20 protein-coding genes are annotated in these 21820 nt (G+C 45.5%); 9 read left to right on the top strand and 11 right to left on the bottom strand.

Annotated features, from left to right (window positions below):
* The first annotated feature begins 12 nt into the window (after positions 1-12).
* From A3GA_RS0106925 to A3GA_RS0106915, 3 genes are read left to right on the top strand one after another with little or no spacing between them, the layout of a single operon-like run.
* Positions 13-549, top strand: a complete 537-nt coding sequence (locus A3GA_RS0106925; RefSeq protein ID WP_018026668.1) for a phosphate-starvation-inducible protein PsiE — start codon at positions 13-15, stop codon at positions 547-549.
* Between the two features lie 2 nt (positions 550-551).
* On the top strand, positions 552-2078 hold the full coding sequence (locus tag A3GA_RS11445; protein WP_018026667.1) for a bifunctional aminoglycoside phosphotransferase/ATP-binding protein: 1527 nt from the start codon (positions 552-554) through the stop codon (positions 2076-2078).
* Positions 2075-2629 (top strand): cysteine hydrolase family protein, encoded by a 555-nt coding sequence (locus A3GA_RS0106915; RefSeq protein WP_018026666.1) that lies wholly within the window; start codon positions 2075-2077, stop codon positions 2627-2629. Before A3GA_RS11445 ends, A3GA_RS0106915 begins: the two co-directional genes overlap by 4 nt.
* Before the next feature lie 69 nt (positions 2630-2698).
* Here the strand turns inward: A3GA_RS0106915 and A3GA_RS0106910 are convergent, their stop codons facing one another.
* The 3 genes from A3GA_RS0106910 to A3GA_RS0106900 form a co-directional block, all read right to left on the bottom strand.
* The gene (locus A3GA_RS0106910; protein ID WP_018026665.1) at positions 2699-3148 is read right to left on the bottom strand and encodes a universal stress protein; all 450 of its coding nucleotides are present in this window, start codon (positions 3146-3148) and stop codon (positions 2699-2701) included.
* A gap of 99 nt (positions 3149-3247) precedes the next feature.
* Positions 3248-4723, bottom strand: a complete 1476-nt coding sequence (locus tag A3GA_RS0106905) for a catalase (protein WP_040614149.1) — start codon at positions 4721-4723, stop codon at positions 3248-3250.
* Between the two features lie 192 nt (positions 4724-4915).
* Positions 4916-6103: an acetylornithine transaminase gene (locus tag A3GA_RS0106900; protein ID WP_018026663.1), complete on the bottom strand. Its 1188-nt coding sequence runs from the start codon at positions 6101-6103 to the stop codon at positions 4916-4918.
* Positions 6104-6342: 239 nt separating this feature from the next.
* On the opposite strand from A3GA_RS0106900, the gene A3GA_RS0106895 reads away from it, so the two are divergent.
* Positions 6343-6810 (top strand): Smg family protein, encoded by a 468-nt coding sequence (locus tag A3GA_RS0106895; protein ID WP_018026662.1) that lies wholly within the window; start codon positions 6343-6345, stop codon positions 6808-6810.
* A 153-nt stretch (positions 6811-6963) separates the two neighbouring features.
* Here A3GA_RS0106895 and A3GA_RS0106890 read toward each other — a convergent pair whose 3' ends face one another.
* Positions 6964-9624, bottom strand: coding sequence for a GDYXXLXY domain-containing protein (locus A3GA_RS0106890; protein WP_018026661.1), 2661 nt, complete (start codon positions 9622-9624; stop codon positions 6964-6966).
* Positions 9625-9925: 301 nt separating this feature from the next.
* On the opposite strand from A3GA_RS0106890, the gene A3GA_RS0106885 reads away from it, so the two are divergent.
* From A3GA_RS0106885 to A3GA_RS0106870, 4 genes are all read left to right on the top strand, one after another.
* Positions 9926-12481 carry a DNA topoisomerase III gene (locus A3GA_RS0106885; RefSeq protein ID WP_018026660.1) on the top strand — a complete coding sequence of 852 codons (2556 nt, stop codon included), beginning with the start codon at positions 9926-9928 and terminating at the stop codon, positions 12479-12481.
* A 14-nt stretch (positions 12482-12495) separates the two neighbouring features.
* Entirely contained in the window at positions 12496-13857 is a 1362-nt protein-coding gene (gene hemN, locus A3GA_RS0106880) for an oxygen-independent coproporphyrinogen III oxidase (protein ID WP_018026659.1), read from the top strand.
* Between the two features lie 12 nt (positions 13858-13869).
* A complete protein-coding gene (locus tag A3GA_RS0106875) occupies positions 13870-14694 on the top strand; it encodes a class I SAM-dependent methyltransferase (protein WP_018026658.1) in 825 nt (274 codons plus the stop codon).
* 94 nt (positions 14695-14788) lie between these two features.
* Positions 14789-15148 carry a RidA family protein gene (locus A3GA_RS0106870; RefSeq protein ID WP_018026657.1) on the top strand — a complete coding sequence of 120 codons (360 nt, stop codon included), beginning with the start codon at positions 14789-14791 and terminating at the stop codon, positions 15146-15148.
* 367 nt (positions 15149-15515) lie between these two features.
* Here the strand turns inward: A3GA_RS0106870 and A3GA_RS0106860 are convergent, their stop codons facing one another.
* From A3GA_RS0106860 to A3GA_RS0106840, 5 genes are all read right to left on the bottom strand, one after another.
* Positions 15516-15833 carry a Dabb family protein gene (locus A3GA_RS0106860; RefSeq protein WP_018026656.1) on the bottom strand — a complete coding sequence of 106 codons (318 nt, stop codon included), beginning with the start codon at positions 15831-15833 and terminating at the stop codon, positions 15516-15518.
* A gap of 26 nt (positions 15834-15859) precedes the next feature.
* The gene (locus A3GA_RS0106855) at positions 15860-16657 is read right to left on the bottom strand and encodes an ABC transporter permease (protein ID WP_018026655.1); all 798 of its coding nucleotides are present in this window, start codon (positions 16655-16657) and stop codon (positions 15860-15862) included.
* 3 nt (positions 16658-16660) lie between these two features.
* On the bottom strand, positions 16661-17473 hold the full coding sequence (locus A3GA_RS0106850; protein ID WP_018026654.1) for an ABC transporter ATP-binding protein: 813 nt from the start codon (positions 17471-17473) through the stop codon (positions 16661-16663).
* A gap of 21 nt (positions 17474-17494) precedes the next feature.
* Positions 17495-18526: an ABC transporter substrate-binding protein gene (locus A3GA_RS0106845; RefSeq protein ID WP_018026653.1), complete on the bottom strand. Its 1032-nt coding sequence runs from the start codon at positions 18524-18526 to the stop codon at positions 17495-17497.
* Between the two features lie 149 nt (positions 18527-18675).
* Entirely contained in the window at positions 18676-19584 is a 909-nt protein-coding gene (locus tag A3GA_RS0106840) for a LysR family transcriptional regulator (RefSeq protein ID WP_018026652.1), read from the bottom strand.
* Positions 19585-19840: 256 nt separating this feature from the next.
* Between A3GA_RS0106840 and A3GA_RS0106835 the strand changes: the two genes are divergently transcribed.
* Complete coding sequence (locus A3GA_RS0106835; protein WP_018026651.1) at positions 19841-20410, top strand: YceI family protein; 570 nt, start codon at positions 19841-19843, stop codon at positions 20408-20410.
* Between the two features lie 236 nt (positions 20411-20646).
* Here A3GA_RS0106835 and rpsJ read toward each other — a convergent pair whose 3' ends face one another.
* Positions 20647-20958, bottom strand: coding sequence for a 30S ribosomal protein S10 (gene rpsJ, locus A3GA_RS0106830; RefSeq protein ID WP_018026650.1), 312 nt, complete (start codon positions 20956-20958; stop codon positions 20647-20649).
* Between the two features lie 131 nt (positions 20959-21089).
* A partial coding sequence (locus A3GA_RS0106825) for an EF-Tu C-terminal domain-related protein (protein ID WP_018026649.1) occupies positions 21090-21820 on the bottom strand: 731 nt, incomplete at its 5' end.

Here is a 21820-nt window from a genome sequence, read left to right as displayed (position 1 = left end):
AGGAGCCAATCATTGAAGCCCATTCCTAGCAATCAAAAAACCGCAACCGGTGACAAAACTAGTCGCAAAGCGCTGATGTTACGCGATCAAATGCATGCGCGTGTTGAATCAATCGGCAACCTACTGGTTGAAGCCTTTCACTACTTAGCACTATTTGTGATTGGTGCTATCACGGTCTATGCCGGCACCCTCACCGCCCTTGAGATTTTGGCGCAAAAGCACATCACGGTGGATGATATTTTGCTCCTATTTATTTATTTGGAGCTGGGTGCGATGGTGGGAATTTACTTTAAAACCAATCATATGCCGGTGCGCTTTTTAATTTATGTTGCCATTACTGCGCTGACTCGGATGATGATTTCAGATATTTCTCACCACAACGATCCTAGTATGGGCGTGGTTTATATCTCAGCTGCGATCCTACTCCTGGCGGTGGCAGTCCTAATTGTACGTATCGGCTCCTCGCGCTACCCATCCATCCGCCATAGCTCTAAAGCGACACGCATCAGTGACGAAACGCACGAGGGCATTGAAGATGATCGATATTAACGATGAATGAACAGCAAGCAACCATCCGCTTTTTAAAAGCGATGGCGCCCACCGTGATCGAGACCCATATTTCCATGATTTTTCTCGATGAGCACTATGCTTATAAGTTGAAAAAGGCCTTAACGCTGCCCTTTGTGGATTTTAGTCAAAGCCGACAGCGACTGCTTTCCTGTCAGGATGAGCTTAGACTGAATCGCCGCACGGCAGCGGATTTATATCTTGAGGTACTGCCTATCTACCGCAGCAGCGGGGGGCAGCTAAGCTTTGAGGATAATGGCACTGAAGCAGTGGACGCAGTCTTAAAGATGCGACGCTTTGATTCACGCTTGCTCTTAAGTAAGCTAGCCGAGCAACAGCAACTTAATCAAGGCATGATGAATGAATTAGCCGACACGCTTGCTACCTTTCATCAGCAGGCGGCGATCGCCAATGATCCCCAGGGGGCGCAACGTTTACGTGCGGTCATTGAGCTGAATCGCCGCTCCGAGTTACTGGTCAATCAGAGCTTGGGGCATCAACGCATGAGCGAACTCAATCAAGCACTATTACAGGATACGGCGCAACATGCTGAGTTACTCGACCACCGCGCAGCGACCGGCAAGGTACGTCGCTGTCATGGTGATTTGCATTTGAATAATATCTGCCTCTGGCAGGATCAACCCACACCCTTTGATTGCTTGGAATTTAATGAGTCCATGGCCACCACCGATATACTCTATGATGTGGCCTTTTTATTAATGGATTTATGGCATTATCAGCAATATGACTTAGCCAATTTCTTGATGAATCGCTATCTTGATGCACAGGACGAAACCGAGGGGTTGGTGCTCTTACCCTTATTCATGAGTCTGCGCGCCTCAATTCGCGCCATGGTACTAGCGATTCAAGCAACCAACACAAGCAATGACACAGAGGCGGCCAAATATCGTCAACAAGCCGAGCAATTTTTAGATTTAGCCTTTAATTTACTGCAAGGTACTAGCCCACAGCTCATCGCTATTGGTGGTTTAAGCGGCAGCGGCAAATCCACGCTGGCAGCCGCCATCGCTCCCTTTATTGGCACGGCGCCAGGCGCTAGAGTGTTGTCTACTGATCGTATACGCAAAAAGCTCTTTGGTATTAAAGCCGAAGCCAGGCTGCCTGCTGAAAGCTACACCGCAGCGCATTCAACACGGGTATATCATAAGCAGCGTGAGCTTAGCAGCGCTACCCTAGCAAGCGGTTATAGTGTGATCGCCGATGGCGTATTTGCTAAAGTGGCGGAGCGCAATGCCATTGAAGATTGCGCCATCCGGGCTACGACTCCCTTTACCGGAATCTGGCTGCTAGCACCGGCTCCAGAGCTAATACAGCGCGTTGCCAAGCGCAGCAACGACCCCTCTGACGCAACCGTCGATGTGGTTACGATGCAGCTCAAGCTCGACCTGGGTGAGATTCATTGGCACCAACTGATTAGCCAACAAAGCACGCAGACCCTGGGTGAACAAGCCTTAGCCTTAATCAAGTTACAACAAAAGGAGGTACGATGAAAAAAGCCTTTATTCTAATTGACTATTCCTATGACTTTATCGCCGACCAGGGCGCTTTAACCACCGGCCAGCCCGGTCAGGCGCTGGAGCAGGATATTTTAAGCTACTGTCAGGAATTTGTAGACAATGGCGACTACTTAGTGATTGCCATGGACGATCATTTTGAAGGCGATCAGTATCACCCAGAATCCAAGCTATTCCCACCGCACAATCTACACGCTAGCCCCGGTCAACAGCTCTATGGTGCAATTCAGGATTACTACGAGCAGGTAAAAACGCGGAACAATGTGCATTTTTACTATAAGACCCGCTATTCCGCCTTTGCCGGCACAAACTTAGATCAAAAGCTACGCGAGCGTGACATCAAGGATATTTATCTCGCCGGCGTTTGTACCGATATATGCATTATCCACACGGCAGTGGATGCCTATAATCTAGGCTACACGATTCACGTACCCGAAAGCTGCGTCGCTAGCTTTAACCAAGCGGGTCATGAGTGGGCGCTAAATCACTTTGAGTCTGCCTTGGGTGCCAAGGTGATTCGTAAGTAACCTGCTATGAAAAAAGCAGAGTGATGATGAACTCACTCTGCTTTTACATAAGGCTAGACCTGGTGCAGTCTACTCTGATTGAGGGATAATAGTGACCGGGCAGATGCCTGCTTGAATCACACCATAGCTCACACCACCCAGGGCCGCACGAATCGGACCCAGACCACGCGAACCCATCACCACCATCTCAATCGGGCTGTCCGTGCCCTGACTGCTACGGATGCGATCAATAATACATTGCTTCGGATCACCTACCAATAGCTCAAGGGTATACGGGATCGCATGCTCATCCAAGATGGCCTTACACTCGGCCACGCAGTCTTCAAATAGTAGCTGCTGATATTCTTCAATATCTTTTTGAGAGAACATGCGTTTAGAGTGAATCGTCCTAAAACTCGGCTGCGCATTCACCACCACAATTTCTGCCTTGTCATTACCAGACAGCATTTGGATGGCCCAACGTAACGCAGCATGCGAGTTCTTGGAACCGTCAATTGCTACCAATATCCTATTGATCATATATCACCTCCTTAACTTGAATGCATTGATGGCACTGCGATAATCGCTCTATATCTCAATTATACATGGCGCAACAACACAACTCAGAGCTTTTAGCGCTTATTTAACTGCACTAGGCGATTTCTTATAAGCTTCTTCAATGCGTTGACCAACTTCCTGATCGACGTTTTTCCAGTATTCAAAAACTCGCTCTAATACCGGGCTACGTACGCCTTGAATTGCACCAACTATCGTTTCTACAAACTGAGTACGTTCTTCATCATTAAAGACTTCCCGCAGCAAGGTACCAGCTTGACCAAAGTCGTCATCTTCAGGGTATAAGGAGTAGGCTTGACGTACTAAATCACCATCAGACTCCCAACCATCCTCAATCGGACCCGTATGATCGGCATAAGGACGGCCCGCGGTATCACTTAAATACGTCGGCTGATTGCCACTATGTTGATAGTTCATATTGCCATCAAATAGGTAGGTATTCGTCGGCACTTTCGGTTGATTGACCGGTAGTTGATGAAAGTTTGTACCAATTCGACGACGTTGTGCATCTGGATAAGCAAAGACACGACCTAACAGCATTTTATCGGGTGATAAACCAATGCCTGGGACTAAATTCGATGGTGAGAAAGCAGCTTGCTCAATTTGTGCAAAGAAATTCTCAGGGTTACGATTCAAGGTCATGCGACCCACTGGAATTAATGGGTAGTCTTTGTGTGACCAGGTTTTGGTCAAATCAAACGGGTTGAAGCGATAATTTCTTGCCTCCTCATAAGGCATAATTTGTACTGACAAAAGCCAAGACGGGTAATCACCACGCTGAATCGCCTCAAATAAATCTCGACGATGCGAATCCGCATCCTTACCACTCATCTCGGTGGCTTCTGCATTAGAATAATTTTCCTCACCCTGACAGGTATGGAAGTGATACTTGACCCAGAAGCGTTCGCCTTTGGCATTAACCCACATATAGGTATGTGAGCCGTAACCATTCATATGACGCCAGCTTTTAGGTAAACCACGAGGACCCATCAAGTAAGTCACTTGGTGAGCAGTTTCTGGATGTGTAGTCCAGAAATCCCACTGCATATGATTGTCTCGTAAGCCTGAATCTGGCAAACGCTTTTGGCTACGAATAAAATGCGGAAATTTCATCGGGTCACGCACAAAGAAAACCGGCGTGTTATTACCGACTAAATCGTAGTTACCCTCAGTGGTATAGAATTTTAAAGAAAAGCCTCGAACATCTCGCCATGTATCCGGACTCCCCTGCTCACCAGCAACGGTTGAAAAACGCGCTAGCATCTCAGTTTGAACACCTTGTTGAAACAGCGCTGCTTTGGTATAGGCACTCACATCGTGAGTGGTTTCAAATACCCCAAACGCACCAGACCCTTTGGCATGGGGTTGACGCTCAACGGTTTTTTCACGATTAAAATGCGCTAATGTATCAACTAAATGATGATCGTGTAGGACGATTGGACCGTTTGAACCTACCGTTAAAGAATTGCGGTCACTACTAGCCGGCGAACCATTCACATGAGTTGCTTGGCCTAACTTTTTATCAGAATGATTAGTCATCACTGGCTCCATAATTTGTCTTAAAATCAAAGGGTAGGTCATGCACATACTAAATGACCTACCCTTTTATAGTACAAACTAAAGCGCAATGAAGCCAATGTTAAATATCACTCATCTCGATAATAAAAAGCTATCGCAACTAAAAAAATCAAAAGTCTAAAACTATCGTCAGACCATGATTGTTCTCACTCATTAGGCGCCACGTACTTGAGCAATGAGCTCATCCAGGCACGCTAAGCAGAAGTCTAAATCCTCTTTACTGATATTTAAGGCCGGCATAAAACGCAATAGATTCGGCCGTGGTGCGTTTAACAACAAGCCCTCAGGCGAACGGTTACGGGCCTGTTCAACAATCGCAGGGGCGTACTCACCATCCAAGACCAACGCTCGCAATAGGCCCTCACCGCGCTCCCCCTTAAAGCCCCACTTATCAGAAAGCTTAAGCAGTCCTTCAGACAACTGCTGCGCACGCTCACGCACACCATCCATAAAGCCATCCGCCATCAAGGTATCAAAGACCGCCACACCCACGGTGGTCATCAACGGATTACCATTGTATGTACCGCCCTGATCACCATGGTCAAACACAGAAACGGAGGTTTTGGCCAATAAGGCGGATAACGGCACACCGCCCCCAATGCCTTTACCCAAGGTCATGATATCCGGTTCTATCTCAGCCAGTTGATAGGCAAATAGACTGCCACATCGACCCATCCCGGTTTGTACCTCATCGACAATCAGTAAAATACCCCTTTCCTCGGTCAGCTGACGCAATTGCTGCATAAACTCGCGGCTCGCAGGAATCACCCCACCCTCACCCTGCACTGGCTCCAGCATCACGGCAACGGTTTGCTCATCAATCAAGGCCTTAACGGAATCAATATCGTTATACTTCGCCTTAGGGAAACCATCCACCTGTGGCGCAAAGAGCTTATCCCAACCAGCCTTACCAGATAAGGACATAGTGGCCAAGGTACGACCGTGAAAGGCATGCTCAAAGCTGATGATTTTATAAGCGCCCTGACGATGCTTTTGCCCCCACTTACGTGCCAATTTAATGGCGCCTTCATTGGCCTCGGCACCACTATTAGCAAAAAACACCTGATCAAAACAAGACGCGCTGCATAAGCGTTTGGCTAAATCAATCATTGGCTGATTATAAAAAGCCGGTGAGGGATTGATTAATAAATGACTTTGGGTAGTTAAGGCCTCAATAATCGGCTGTGGATTATGGCCTAAGCAGTTTACCGCCCACCCCTGCAACATATCTAAATAACGTTTGCCATGTTGATCCTCTAACCAAGAGCCCTCGCCCTTTTTAAAAATCAAATCTGGACGGGTGGTAATGTCCATTAAATAATTGGTGTCGGCTAAACTCATAAAACCCTAATCCTTAATAAAAATAATCGTATGAATTCCTGTGAATAGTTTATTATGCCCTTAATACTGCGCAAAATTGTGGTTTTTTAGCCCTTCTGCCAAGACAAACGCAGAAAAACGCCTAGAATATTTCTTATTCCATTAAGATCCGTAGGGATAAGGTATTAACAGTCTGATTTCATTGTAAAATCATCGCTTAGATAGCGCTTCATGCTTATTTTTCAACGAGAAGGTTTATCATGTATGACGTCTTAGTTTATGTATATGAAAACTACTATACGCCCGCTTCCTGTCCTCAACCAGAGGATTTATTCAGGGACTTGGCTGCTGCCGGCTTTGAGCATGAAGATATTCATGATGCCATGAGTTGGTTGCACCGTTTAGCGGTTATTACCGAAAGCCTAAAAGAGGAAACGCAGATCGCCTTTAGCGATAAGGCCACACGCGTCTATGGCTCCTATGAGTTGTATAAACTCGGCATTGAGGGCATCCATTTCCTCTCTTCCTTAGAGAGTTCTGGTGCCTTGACACCCTCCATGCGTGAAGCGATTCTTAACTGTGCCTTAGATGCGCCCCAAAGCACACTTGATTTATCAGAGTTTAAGATTCTCGCCCTGATGGTGATGTGGAGTCAGGAGCTAGAGGTGCACCATGCACTACTAGAGGAGTTCTTGGTGCGTCAACATGAGGATAAATTAAGCCATTAATTTACCATCTTAGCTTTCTTGGCTTAGCGCCCCTCTCTCAACCTATCTGCCTCGCTACTGATTAACAGCTAGCGAGGCTTTTGTTTATGGCAATTTATCTGTGACGAGCATAAGCCTTCGCAAAGATGATGCCGTCGTGTTTATACGCTTAAATTAAGGGCGCGGCCTGATCACCCGCCTATCCATATCCAATAAGTTTTTGAGCATCACACGACCGTTATTGGCAGCCACTTCGGCAAATCTTGCCGCCGCAAAATCGCTCGCTCTAGACTCATGGAAAAAGTACTCTGTACTAAACGCCGGCTCAGTACCACTATCGATGCGATAAGGCCGTTTACGTATAAAGGGTAAATACACCCTATCCTCTGTTTTTGGCAAATCCTTGAGTTCAGACGGTGCATAGAAGGCGATTAAACGCTCAGCCACACCGTCAATTAACTCAAACTCAGCTAAAATACGCACACTTTTAATCTCTTGTAATGGTGCTAATAAGCGCTCAGATAGCTGCGTGTTGGCAGTCGCTTGATACTCATTTTTGTGTAATGCCTTCAATGCTGCATCTACGATTCCCGTCACCTCATAGTTTAAACGCATATAATCGCCTTGCATCAACGAACGTGGATCCAAAGGCGCCAATCGGAGTAAGACATGGCGCCCCCGCTCTGTCACCGCCTCATAATTCATCACCTGCCATTGGCAAAGCGCTATGGGGCATAGTATGGCCACAGCTAATAAGCCATAAAAGCGTCGACGAGTAAACAGCGCAGCCTCAACAGATGTAGCCTCAGCACTACTTGCCAAGACCGTAGATTCACGATCCTCTACCTCATCACCAAGGCTAAGCCAGCGAGCCGATAGAACGGTCGGCAATAAAAATAAGGCACCACTTAATAGCAGCAAATAAACCTTATGCTCCAAGGGCATCAGCAGAGAAAAATAAAAGCCAGCTAGGGCGATAAGCGCAAGTACCAGCGCTAAGCAATAGAGCGCCACACTTCTTTTGTAATAGGCCAGCACAATAAAGGCGAGCGGTGCCACCACATCCAAGCGCCCAAACCATAACCATGCCACTAACAGACCAGTCAATACGGTCATCGCTTTAGCCCTTGGACTGTCATTTTTTAATAACTGCCATAAGGCCCATAAGGGCGTCAAGGACACCAACATGGCAAGCGACCAATACAGTAGACTGGCAAAGACAAGCTGTGCGCCTGGGAAGCCCTCAGTGGACCAATACAAGCGTAAAGGATAAAGAAATGCCAGGAGGATATTTTTGAAATCAATTAACTGGTCCTGACCTTGATACGAAATAAAATAAAAATAGTAGTTACTTAACACGACGATAATGCCCCACAAGGCAAAGGCCGTGATCAATGGCAAGCGCAACTCGGACGAGGACTTAAAAGAAAAATAAATCAGCCCAATAAAACAAATCACTAAGAAGTAGGGCTCATTCGCAAAAGACAAGAAGGGAAGAAAACGCAGCCCACCAAAAAAGACAAAAAAGCCTAAGCTACTAATAAAACGAAGTACCGCCTCAGTACGTCGACGATAAATTAGTACGCTAATCACTAGCCCCACAACCGTCAGAAGCTGTACGGACAGGGGGCGAGCAACTGAATCCCGTATAAAAAATTCGTGATTATTGACAAAGGCAACGAAGCATGCAATCTGATAAAGCACCAAGGCAAAAAATTGTTGATGCCGTTTATTGCTGATGCGATATAGCATGGCATAGGCGCCAACTAAAGCGAGTAACGCCACAATGTCTGCCTGCGGCGACATGGTCATTTTAACTGGCAAGCCCGTGAACAACAGGATCAGATAAATAAAGGCTGCCACTAAAAAGCTGCTGATGGCTAAAAACACCGTAAAGGCAAGAGGTAAATCACCACCTAAAGCTCGGCGCCGACTAGCGCCCTTTTTAGTGATAATTCTCTGTTGCCATAAAGCAATTGCCGCCACTGCAGCCATAATCCAAATCGCCACGAGCATGTACAAAACACTGACAATATCCGCATCGAAGACATCGTCAAACAAGGTTCGTTCAAGCACAACAGCACTAAAGGCGCACGCCGCCACCGCCAGGGCCAGTACATTTAATCGTAATAGCGAGAATCTCAGCTTGTTGTAGATTAAAAGTAAGACTGCCGCTATCAATAAATATAAACCGGTCACGCCGGCAAACTCAGCGGCTCGAGCCATAGCAAAAATCATAATAGCGCAGATCAATAAGCTCATACTGAGGACAGCCCAAAGCGGCTCCTGCTGACTGCGCTTTTCCTCTAAATAGACAAACACTGCGGCATTTAAAAAAGCCAATACATAGGCACTAAGCTCAAACGGTACGCCGAACTGATTATGATATAAAAATAAAAAAGCGGCAGTATTGGCCACGACGGCGGCCAAGGCAGCAATAAAAATGCCGGGTGCAAAGGCCAACCAAGGTAGGATTAATAAAAACCACAAGCCAAAGGTCTGCCAAGTATCGGCACCGGTCTGATAAATCTGTCCTACTAAGGCAATCAGCGCCCCGGAAACTACCGCCCCCAGAAAAGCCAAGCCCTGATAAAGCCACTGCATACCGGCCGCAGCAACTAATTGCTCCGCCCCAAAGCGCAAGCGCAACAACAATAACACGGCCCCTATCAACAGCAGAACCGCTTGTACCGTGACAAGTTTAACCGTCGGGCTGATACTCTCCCAATTGACCGCAACCCAAGTAACAGCACCGCTCGCTAATAAAACTAAGGATAAACTCATACACAGCAGTGCTAAAAACTGCTTTGAGCTAAGACGAAAAAAACTCACCATGAACTATCAACCCCATCAAACGCAACAATCTAATTTATTGTACAGAGCTCAAAACCTCCGTTTGAACTAAAGTAGGACAAATTTGTCCACCTATCTAGCAACAGCTAAAGCCGACTTGCATCGAGCTGGACTAAAACAGATTGACACACCCTAGTGTCACCACTTTTTATATCGCAGCGGCAGGCTTTTACTTTAATTTAATAGCAAAGTACTTGCCAAAGCCTTAATTAAATGTAAAACTGCACTCAATTATCTATTTACAATTTTTACTATTAAATATAGGTCGTTTAAAATCAGTTCTATGTCAAAAACACTTATTATCGCGGAAAAACCTTCTGTCGCTCTGGATATTTCTCGTGCTTTAGGCGGCTTTTCACGTCATGGCGACTATTTTGAAAGTGATGATTACGTGCTGTCTTCTAGTGTAGGTCATCTCTTAACCTTAATTAATCCTGACGATGTGGTGCGCGGTAAGTGGTCTTTTAATAATCTACCAGCCATTCCTAAAAAGCATTTCGAATTAAAGCCCATTGATAAGCGCAGTGAGACGCGCTTAAAGATGTTGCTTAAGCTGATTAAACGTAAAGACGTAGATCGTATTATTAACGCCTGTGATGCGGGACGTGAAGGTGAATTGATTTTCCGCTATATCATGCAGTTTGCTAAAAGCGATAAGCCGGTGCAGCGCTTATGGTTGCAATCCATGACAAAGCAAGCCATTATCGATGCCTTTGATAATATGCGCGATGATGAGAGCATGAAAGGCTTAGAGGCAGCCGCACGCTCGCGCGCCGAGGCGGATTGGCTAATCGGTATTAATGGTACCCGTGCCATGACCGCGTTTAATAGTAAAGACGGCGGTTTTTTTAAGACCCCCATCGGCCGTGTACAAACACCGACCTTAGCCATTGTCTTTGAACGTGAAGAAAGTATTCGTCAATTCCAAAGTCGGGATTATTGGGAGGTGTACGGCCATTTTGATGCGGCCGAGGGTAGTTATCGTGGGCGCTGGTTTGATCCTGAGTTTAAAAAGGATCCGACGGACCCCGAAAAAAGAGAGTATCGTCTTTGGTCTGCGGCAGCAGCTCAAACCATTGTCACCGCCTGTCAGGGCAAGCCGGGTATTGTTTCTGAAGAATCTAAACCCTCCAGACAGCTATCCCCAGCCTTATTCGATCTCACGTCTTTACAACGTGAGGCCAACGCTAAGTTCGGCTTTACTGCTAAAACCACCTTGGCGCTAGCGCAGACGCTGTATGAGCGTCATAAGGTACTAACCTATCCGCGTACCGATTCTCGCTATTTGCCCCAGGATTATCTACAAAACGCCAAAGACACCATCCGTCTTATCAGCCAAAGCAGCGCTAATGCCAATCAGGGCCATCAAGCACATGCTGCAAAAATCCTCGCTGAACAATGGATTAAAAGCAATAAACGCATTTTCGACAACACAAAGGTGAACGATCACTTCGCCATTATTCCGACCTTACAAATGCCTAAGGAATTAAGCGAAGCAGAATTTAAAATTTACGATTTAGTGGTTAAACGCTTTATGGCGGTCTTTTTCCCCGCAGCAGAGTATCGTGTTACCACACGTATCACCAAGGTGGGGGCGCATCACTTTAAAACCGAGGGTAAGGTCTTGGTTAAACCCGGCTGGTTGGAGATTTACGGCCGTGAGGCTCAAGGACAAGAGGATAATCTGGTACCGGTTACCGAAGGGGAAACGGTTCATACCGCTGAGGTACAACCTGAGGCTTTAGCCACCAAACCGCCTGCGCGTTATACAGAGGCGACGCTTTTGAGTGCGATGGAGGGTGCTGGTCGCTTAGTGGATGATGATGAATTACGTGAGGCCATGTCAGAGCGTGGCTTAGGCACACCAGCCACTCGCGCAGCCATTATCGAAGGTCTATTAAACGAGCAATATTTACGCCGTGAAGGTCGTGAATTGGTGCCAACGGCTAAAGCTCGCCAACTCATGACCTTATTATCAGGCTTAAATGTCAAAGAGCTCACCTCACCTGAGCTCACCGGTGAGTGGGAATATAAGCTCAAACAAATCGAAGCCAAGCAACTGGAGCCGCAAGCCTTTATGCAGGATATTGTGCGCAGTACAGAAACCATGGTGAGCCGCGCCAAAGAGTACGAGCACGACACTATCCCTGGCGATTACGTCACGCTTCACACACCTTGCCCAGTGTGTGGCCATGTGGTCAAGGAGAATTATCGTCGTTACGCGTGCACGCATTGTGATTTTTCTATTACCAAGCATCCCGGCGGTCGCACCTTTGAGCCCGATGAGGTTGAAACACTGCTGTCAGAGCATGTGTTAGGACCTTTGAGCGGCTTTATCAGCAAAATGGGACGACCTTTCAGTGCCATTATCCGCTTAACAGGGGATGAGAAAAAACTGGAGTTCGACTTCGGTCAAGACAAGGACGACGATACAGAGGAGCTTGATACGAGCAATTTAGTTGCCGTAGGCGATTGTCCTAAATGCCATGCTAAAGTCTTTGATACGGGCATGGCTTATCTCTGTGAAAAGGCTAGCGGCAAGGAAAAAAGCTGTGATTTCCGCTCTGGCAAAGTGATTCTGCAGCAGGAAATTTCGCATGAACAGATGCATAAACTATTGAGCAATAAAAAGACGGATTTGCTGGAAAACTTTGTCTCCAATCGCAATAATCGCAAGTTTAAGGCCTATCTAGTATTAGATGCCGCAGGCAAGGTCGGCTTTGAGTTTGAACAAAAAACGGCAGCTAAAAAAGCCAGTAAGAAAACGGCCGCAAAAAAAACCGCAGCGAAGAAGAGCACCGCCAAAAAGGCTGCCGCTAAGAAAACCGCATCAAGTTAAAAATTACGCTAACGATGAAAGAATTAATTCACAAATACAATATCCCGGGGCCACGTTACACCAGTTACCCGACCGTTCCCTATTGGGACAATAGTAGCTTTAGTGCCGCGGCCTATTTAGAGACTTTAAAACGCAGTTTCAAGGAGTCCAATGCCAAACAAGGCATTAGCCTGTATATTCACCTGCCTTTTTGTGAGAGTCTCTGTACCTTCTGTGCCTGTCATAAACGCATTACCAAAAAGCATTCCGTTGAAGCCCCCTATATTGATGCCGTCATTAAAGAATGGAATCTTTATCTGGAGCTACTGCAAGACAAGCCGCTAATTAGTGAAATTCACTTAGGGGGCGGCACCCCAACCTTCTTTGCAATGGCAGAGTTAGAGCGCCTATTACAGCATATTTTTAGTACCTCTGATATTGCCGAAGAACACACCTTTAGCTTTGAAGGGCATCCAAATAATACCCGCTTAGAGCATCTTGAAGGTTTATATAAGCTCGGTTTCCGTCGTTGCAGCTTTGGCGTGCAGGACTATGCCGAAAAGGTCCAAATTGCGATTAATCGTGTGCAACCCTTTGAAAATGTGTTAAACGTCACCAATGCGGCACGTCGAATCGGCTATAACAGCATCAGCCATGATTTAGTCTTCGGCCTACCTTTTCAAAACTGGGCGGGTATGGAGCGCACCATTCGCCGCACCTTAGAACTTAAGCCCGACCGTTTGGCCTTTTACTCCTATGCGCATGTCCCTTGGATTAAAGGCGTAGGTCAACGTGGCTTTGATGAAAATGATCTCCCATCGGGCGAGGAAAAGCGCGCCCTCTATGAAAATGGCAAAGTGCTACTGGAGGAATTGGGTTACGTAGAAGTAGGCATGGATCACTTCTCCCTACCCACTGACACCCTGTATCAATCCATGGTGAACAAAACCATTCACCGCAATTTTATGGGCTACAGTTCTTCCTCTACCCAAGTAATGATTGGTCTCGGCATGTCTAGCATCAGTGACACCTGGTACGGCTTTGCACAAAATGAAAAGGATCTAGAGGCCTACTATGAGCGTTTGGCGCAAAATGAAATTCCGCTGATGCGCGGCCATATTCTGAATCAAGAGGATTTGATTATTCGGCGCCATATTCTAAACCTGATGTGCTTATTAGAAACTTCTTGGGAAAAACCGGAAGAGCAATTTAAGGAGTTACCTGACACCCTTGAACGTCTCCAAGAAATGGCGCAAGATGGCTTATTAGAAATTAGTGATACGGGACTTAAAATCACTGAAAAAGGTCGTACCTTCGCCCGTAATATCTGCATGAGTTTCGATCTCAGAATGTTAAGAGATAAGCCAGAAACCCGCATTTTCTCAATGACCGTTTAGTCGAGTTGCGTCATGAGTTTAATCCCAGAAATTAAGCCGCAACAATCCCTTGAGCTACTCAAAGCTCTGCACATCTTAACCCGCGACGGCAAAATCAATCAAGATAGCCGTCGCAAGCTCAAACAGGTGTACCATCTCTATCACTTTATCGAACCTTTGATGCTCAAAGTGTTAGAAGAGCAAAAGCAATTGGTCTTAGTGGATCACGGCGCCGGTAAATCGTATTTGGGTTTTATTCTTTATGATCTGCTGCTAAAAAATCATCCGGAAGCGCATGTGTATGGGATTGAGTTCAGAGAGCAGTTGGTAAAAAGCTCTGAGGAATTAGCGAACAAGCTCGGCTTTTCGGATGGCATGAGTTTTAAAGCGATGCGTGTTGAAGAGGCCATGCACTCTACCGATATTCCCGCTAAGGTGGATATAACAACGGCATTGCACGCCTGTGATACCGCTACGGATGATGCGATTCGCTTTGCCCTAGAACGCCAATCCAAATACATCGTCCTAGTCCCATGCTGCCAAGCAGAGCTTGCGGCGCATCTACGCCAACACAAAAACAAGGCTATCAAGCATAACAGCCTTGCTGAAATTTGGCGCCATCCCATTCATACTCGGGAGTTTGGCAGCCATCTCACGAATGTACTTCGTTGTCTCCAATTAGAGGCGCGCGGCTATCAGGTCACCGTCACTGAATTAGTGGGTTGGGAACATTCCATGAAAAACGAGTTGATTGTGGCACGCAAAGTAGCTAAGTACAAAAACAGTGCGCGTGAGCGTCAATTGGAAATTCTCAAGGAATTCGGTTTAGAGGAAATGCGCGAGCGCTTTGCGTATTAAACCGCTCATTCTCGCTGTCACAAATTTCTGTTACGATAAAAAATCGCCTTTGTTAAAATAACCATCTGAACTTCGTTTAAAAGGATACACATCTATGTCAGCTATTGAACGCAAACACAGCGGTCCCCTAATGTCTAAAATTGTTATTCATAATGGCACGGTTTATTTATCCGGCATTGTTCCCACGCCCGAAGCTGAGGGCAAGGACATTGCCACTCAAACCCATAATGTACTGGAGCAAATTGATGCCCTCCTTAAGGAAGCCGGTACGGATAAAAGCCGTCTTATCAGCGCACAAATCTGGTTAAGTGATATTGATCATGACTTTAGCACCATGAACAGTATCTGGGGCGAATGGTTAGACCCTAATGGCATTCCTACCCGTGCTACCGTCGAAGCTAAGCTAGCACGCCCCACGGTCAATGTTGAGATTCAAGTGAACGCTGCCTTATAGTGATTTAAAACACACTCACGACGCCCATATCGATAGCCACGATATGGGCGTTATGATTTGCTCTTCGCTATCACGGCTCACAGAAACTGTCCATCCTCACGATCGACAAAAATAATCTTATCCTTTTGATGCTTCAGATAAAGTATTGGACGATGTGCTGACATAGCATCAAGCCTTCGCTTTTGAAAAGCAGAAACGGACTCCGTAAAGTGCAAGCTATTCATTTGACCTGCACTATCTTTCTATGGTGCCAACAACAAAACCTAAGGGTGACGCTAGGCAATCCTTGCGACTTAAAAAGCCCTGAGTTCTGGCTCGTATGCTATACAACAAAAACTCAGGGCTACAACTACATTAAAGTGCTAACTTACAGACTTTTTACCACGCAATCCTCAGCTAACTGACCATCATAGACGACACGTTCGCCCCTAAAATTATCCAAATAGCTTTTAAAGGCTTGATGTACAGGATGGGGTTGATAGTTATCTAAGCTTTCCATATCAGCAAAAATACTAGAAAGCGCATAATTAAAACCACCGGATCGGTCAGAGAAATTCTTTTTCAAATCAAACAGAATCACTCCTTCACAATGCTGCCTAATCTGCTCACAGTGATAAGCCACAGTTGCATCAAAGTCCGCCGGTAACGTGTCTTCAAATTTAAATAACACCATATGAATAATCATAAAATCCTCTAAAAAATACTGATATCTTAAGCCTGTTGCGTATCCGATTTCGAGCCTGGTTTCCAAGTTTGGAAGTAGCGCTCAACAACACCCACTAAGGCATCGAGTAATAATGCACATATGGTCAAGGTAATGATGCCGGCATACACCGTATTCACATCAAATGAGCCTTCGGCTTGTAAAATCAAATAACCCACACCACTGGCTGAACCCAAATACTCACCCACAACGGCACCAACAAAGGCTAAGCCGACTGAAGCATGTAAGCTTGAAAAAACCCAACTGGTCGCTGATGGCAAATACACATAACGTAATAGCTGCTTGCGATTAGCGCCTAGCATACGGGCATTATCCAACAAGGTCGGACTCACTTCGCGAATGCCTTGGTAGACGTTGAAAAACACGATAAAAAACACCAAGGTAAAAGCTAAGGCCACTTTAGACCAGATACCTAAACCGAACCACATAGCAAAAATCGGTGCTAAAATCACGCGCGGCATCGAGTTCAAAGCAGTTAGGTAGGGCTCAAAAATAAGACTGGCAGTTTTGGATAAACCCATCCACAAGCCCATTAGCATACCGGCAATGGTTCCGATCACAAACGCTAATAAAGTTTCACTTAAGGTAATGCCCAAATGCTTATAAATATTGCCATCGACCACAAACCACTTCCAGAGCACCTGAAAAACGCCCAAAGGCTCACCGAAAAAGAAAGCTAATTGATCGTCTCTGGAAACAAAATGCCATATCAAAAATAAGACGATGAGGATCCCAATCTGCCAAATCCGATAATTATGCCTACCTGGTGTGAGTAACTTTTTCATTGATTAAGCCTTTTCTTTTTGTTGTTGATAGCCCTTGAGCACCTCTTCACGCAAAACATCCCAAATTGCATTGTGCAATTCCACAAAACGAGGGTGATTGCGCATTTCAGCCACATCACGAGGGCGCTCCAAATCGATCACAAACTCCCCGATGATTCGCGTCGCCGGTCCAGCTGCCAGAATCACAACCCGATCGCTCATGGCGATGGCTTCATCCAAGTCATGCGTGATAAATAACACGGCTTTACGTTGCGACATCCAGATATCCAGAACTTCATTTTCCATTTGTTGTCTGGTCTGAATATCCAAAGCAGAAAATGGTTCATCCATCAGAATAATATCCGGATTACGAATTAATGTCTGAGCCAACATCACTCGCTTACGCATGCCGCCGGACATTTGATGCGGGTATTTATCCTTGTGATGCTCTAAACCCACTCGCGCTAGCCACTCTACCGCTTGTTGTTCGGCAGCCTGCTTGCTAATACCAGCAAACTCCAAGCCAGCGGTAACATTTGCCAACGCTGTGCGCCAAGGGAATAAAGACTCGCCCTGAAACATATAGCCAGCACGCTTATTGATACCCTCTAAAGATTTGCCGTACACCATCACATCGCCTGTTGTCGGTTTCAATAAGCCAGCGGCGACATTAAGCAAGGTCGATTTTCCACAGCCTGTAGGACCAACAACAGAGACGAACTCACCGTCTTGAACATGCAAGGTCGCATCCCTAACGGCGGTATAAGGCACGCCACCTTTGTCATTAGAGACAAAGGTGCAGGTGATATTGTTTAACTCTAAAACTGCTTGAGACATCAACTTATTCCTATCCCTTGATTATGACGATGTCTTTTTAACAAAACGATCATTCCAGACTTTGGATAAATCAATTTTTTCAGCTTTAATCTCTTCGTTATATGCATCAAGCGCATTTAAAGCCGTCTGCGGACCCTCGGGGTCGATAATACCATCTGGAGAAAGCGCCTCAAGACTAGCTTCTAAGGCTCGGCGATAAACGTCTGGATTGCCTAAGAGATACTGCTCGGGTACCGTCTTTATAATGTCTTCAAGACTAGCTGCTTGGATCCATTTATCCGCCTTAATAATGGCATTTGCCAAAGCTTGACACGTGTTTGGATTATCTTCAATAAACTTGTGCGAAGCGTATAAGCAGCTCGACGGCATCGGGCCACCAAATATCGCTTGTGAGTCTTCTAATCTTCTGGTATCAACGATAGGATTTAATAAGCCCTCATGCTCCAAAGTAGATATTACTGGATCAACATTGCTGATAGCATCAATTTGACCGGAGCGCATTGCATTAACTGCGCCTGTACCAGCACCCACACCAATAATAGATACATCACTGACACTCAAACCGTGTTTGGCTAAAAAGAAGTTAAGTAACATATTGGTTGACGAACCTGGCGCAGTCACACCAATCTTTTTACCCTTAAGATCGGCTGGCTCTTTGTAGTCAGGCATATTTTTAGTTGAGACACCCAAGGTAATCATCGGCGCACGCCCCTGCATCACAAAAGCACTATAGTTTTGACGACGATTCTGCAGGCTGATTGTATGCTCAAAAGCCCCCGAGCAAACATCAGCACTACCGCCCACCACCGCTTGTAACGCTTTAGAACCACCGGCAAAGTCAACAATCTTTACATCCAGACCTTCTTCCTTAAAGAAGCCCTTAAGATCGGCAATTGAAAGTGGTAAATAGTACACTAACGCCTGGCCACCCACCGCGATAGTAAGGGATTTTTTTTCAATACCTTCAACCTGGGCAAAAGCTAAATTTGGACTAATGCTGACTAAACCTGCGGCACCTACAACTTTTAAAATATCACGACGAGTAAAGCTCATAACCCCCTCCAAAATTTTATAGAAATTATGCTAGTTAACTTCAAACTAACAACAATAGTACACCTTTGAAGAACCACTATGTCTGTAATTGACGCTCATTTCAATACGTTATTTTACTGATTCAGCCCGTAAACCAGCACATTAATTCATTAGATTTTTAACAGTTCTCGCGTATACTCAATAAGATAATCCAGGTACACTTGCACTCGCTGAGGAATAAATTGACGACTAGGTAGACCTGCATACATCACTAATTCAGCAGTAACCCAAGGCTCCAGCACACGAACCATCTCACCACTGGCTAGATAGGGTTGTACGATGTTACGAGCCATAGAGGCAATCCCTAAACCGTCCACGGTTGCCTTAAGTAAGGTATCTGTATGATTTGCCATCAAAATTGGCGTTATTTCAACTTCAATAACCTTTTTAGCATCATCCGTCTTCCATAGAGTCCAACCCCTGATTGGATCACTATCACGCCGAGTGTAAATACAATCATGGTCTGCTAACTCCTGTGGTGTCTTAGGCATACCACGACGCTCAATATACTTCGTTGAAGCAACTAGAATCGCCTCCGACTGCAAAATTCTACGGGCAACCACAGCAAGGTCCGTCCCTCGCGTCGAACTAAACAGGGTAATATCGTAATCCTCGATGGGTAAAGTTCGTAAACTTCTGACCCTAACATCCAGTGTGATGCCAGGGTATAGCTCCCTAAAGCCGGAGACCGAAGGAGCGATAACGTTACTAGCTAAGGCGGCATCAGAGGATATCCTCAAGACCCCAGAAAGCTGAGCACTATGGCCACTCACTAATTCACTCGCTTGCTCCACATCTTCCAAAATTTTACAGACTCGTTCTAAATACAGTTCTCCAGCCTCTGATAATGCTACTCGTCGGGTAGTTCGATGAAAAAGTCGAACCCCTAACTCGGCCTCCAATTCAGCAATTAAACGCGTCACCACAGGCGGTGACATATCTAAAGCACGACCTGCAGCCGCAAAGCCCTTTTCAACGGCCACTCGTTGGAAAACCTTCATCGCTAATAACTTGTCCATCGCTCATTCTTTTAATTATTTCTTTGCTAGGAATAGTATATATCGATATTAATCATTTATTAACCTTTAAATGCTGTATACAATGATACGTATTAAGATTAACTTAGGTATCGACACAATGCCTCTATAAAAAACTCTGTTTTCGAGTTTTTGCTAGACTCAGACGATTGTTAGCAAATCATTTTATGCTTTCTTTGTTAATGAGCTAGCTTATAGTTATGCAGATAACAATTCACTTAATTATTGGAGAAGTTTTATGAAAAAATTACTTACTACATCTTTAGTTTCCGCACTTTTTGCCGGTCAAGCTTTTGCAGCAGCGCAAACTTATCAGATTGACCCTGCCCATACCTTCCCTAGCTTTTCATACAGTCACTTAGGTTTATCGACTCAGCAATTACGTTTAGATAACACAAGCGGTACTGTTGTCTATGACAAAGAAGCCAAAACCGCAGAAGTCGATATTAAGCTAGATATGACAGCAATCAGCACGGGATTCAAAGAGTTTGATAAGCATATCCAAGCTGAAGACATCTTTGATACTGCTAAATTCCCGACCGCAAGCTTTAAGTCGACCAAAGTGAATTTTGAAGGTGATGCGCCTAAAACCATTGAGGGCGATTTGACCATTAAAGGCATTACTAAGCCAGTGGTACTCGAGGTCACTCACTTCTTAAATACCACTCACCCGATGTTGGAAAAAGATGCCATCGGTGCGAATGCCACAACCAAGATTTTACGTAGTGACTTTGGTGTCGATCTACATGCACCCGCAGTTAGTGATGAAGTGACTATCACCGTTTCATTAGAAGCGGTTGCTGAGTAATTCATCACCATCTTTTTCTAAAATTGCCGCCGTTGGATAAGGGCAAAATGTAGTCTCTAGCCATTCGATGGCTACATTGTTTAATGGCGTATTGAAGCTTGCCATCTTAAGCGCTTCGTTTCCCAAATCAACTGAGGTCTATGCCAACTTCGCTTGGCAAACAAAAAGCCAACTATCCGTAGCATCAATGCTTTAGATAGTTGGCTTTAAATTTTGTCGTCAGACAAAAACAGTAATTACTGTAGGGCGATCTCTACATCCACACCTGCAGGTAAGTCTAAACGCATTAGTGCGTCAACTGTTTTGTCAGTAGGATCAACAATATCCATCAAACGTTGATGCGTACGAATCTCGAACTGGTCACGTGATTTTTTGTTAACGTGTGGAGAACGTAAAATATCAAACTTTTTGAAGCGAGTAGGTAGAGGTACTGGACCACGTACCACAGCACCAGTGCGCTTAGCTGTTTCAACGATTTCAGCAGCAGACTGATCGATTAATTTATAGTCAAAGGCTTTTAAGCGAATACGAATTCTTTGGCTTTTCATGAAAGTTAATCCTAAAAGAACAATATAAAGAACATAAAAAATTCAGTAGCACCCAACAACTAAAGCAAGTCGAGTGCTACCGTTTACTAATTCACAATCACAATGAATTAGTTAAGTCGCATCAATGAGAATTACTTCTCGATTTTAGCAACAACGCCGGCACCGACGGTACGACCACCCTCACGGATAGCGAAGCGTAAGCCTTCTTCCATAGCGATAGGAGCGATTAACTCTACATCCATGGAGACGTTATCACCAGGAAGTACCATCTCTTTGTCCGCTGGTAGTGTAATGGTACCGGTCACGTCCGTTGTACGGAAGTAGAACTGAGGACGGTAACCTTGGAAGAATGGCGTATGACGACCACCCTCTTCCTTAGATAAGATGTACACCTCAGCTGAGAAGTTGGTGTGTGGCTTAATGGTGCCTGGCTTGGCCAATACCTGACCACGCTCAACATCCTCACGCTTAGTACCACGTAGTAAGATACCCACGTTATCACCAGCCTCACCCTGGTCTAATAACTTACGGAACATCTCAACACCGGTACAAATGGTTTTCTGTGTTTCACGGATACCAACGATCTCGATCTCTTCACCCACTTTAATCACACCGCGCTCAATACGACCAGTCACTACGGTACCACGACCAGAAATTGAGAACACGTCCTCAACNGGCATCAAGAAAGTACCATCAACCGCACGCTCAGGCGTTGGGATGTAAGTGTCTAAAGCCTCAGCTAAAGCAAGTACAGCTTGCTTACCTAATGGACCCTCGTCACCCTCAAGTGCTAAACGAGCAGAACCCTTAATGATTGGGGTGTCGTCGCCTGGGAACTCGTACATGCTTAACAACTCACGTA

This window comes from Oligella urethralis DSM 7531, assembly GCF_000372065.1.
In the GTDB taxonomy this organism is placed as follows: domain Bacteria; phylum Pseudomonadota; class Gammaproteobacteria; order Burkholderiales; family Burkholderiaceae_B; genus Oligella; species Oligella urethralis.
This window is presented reverse-complemented; position numbering and strand designations above follow the sequence as displayed.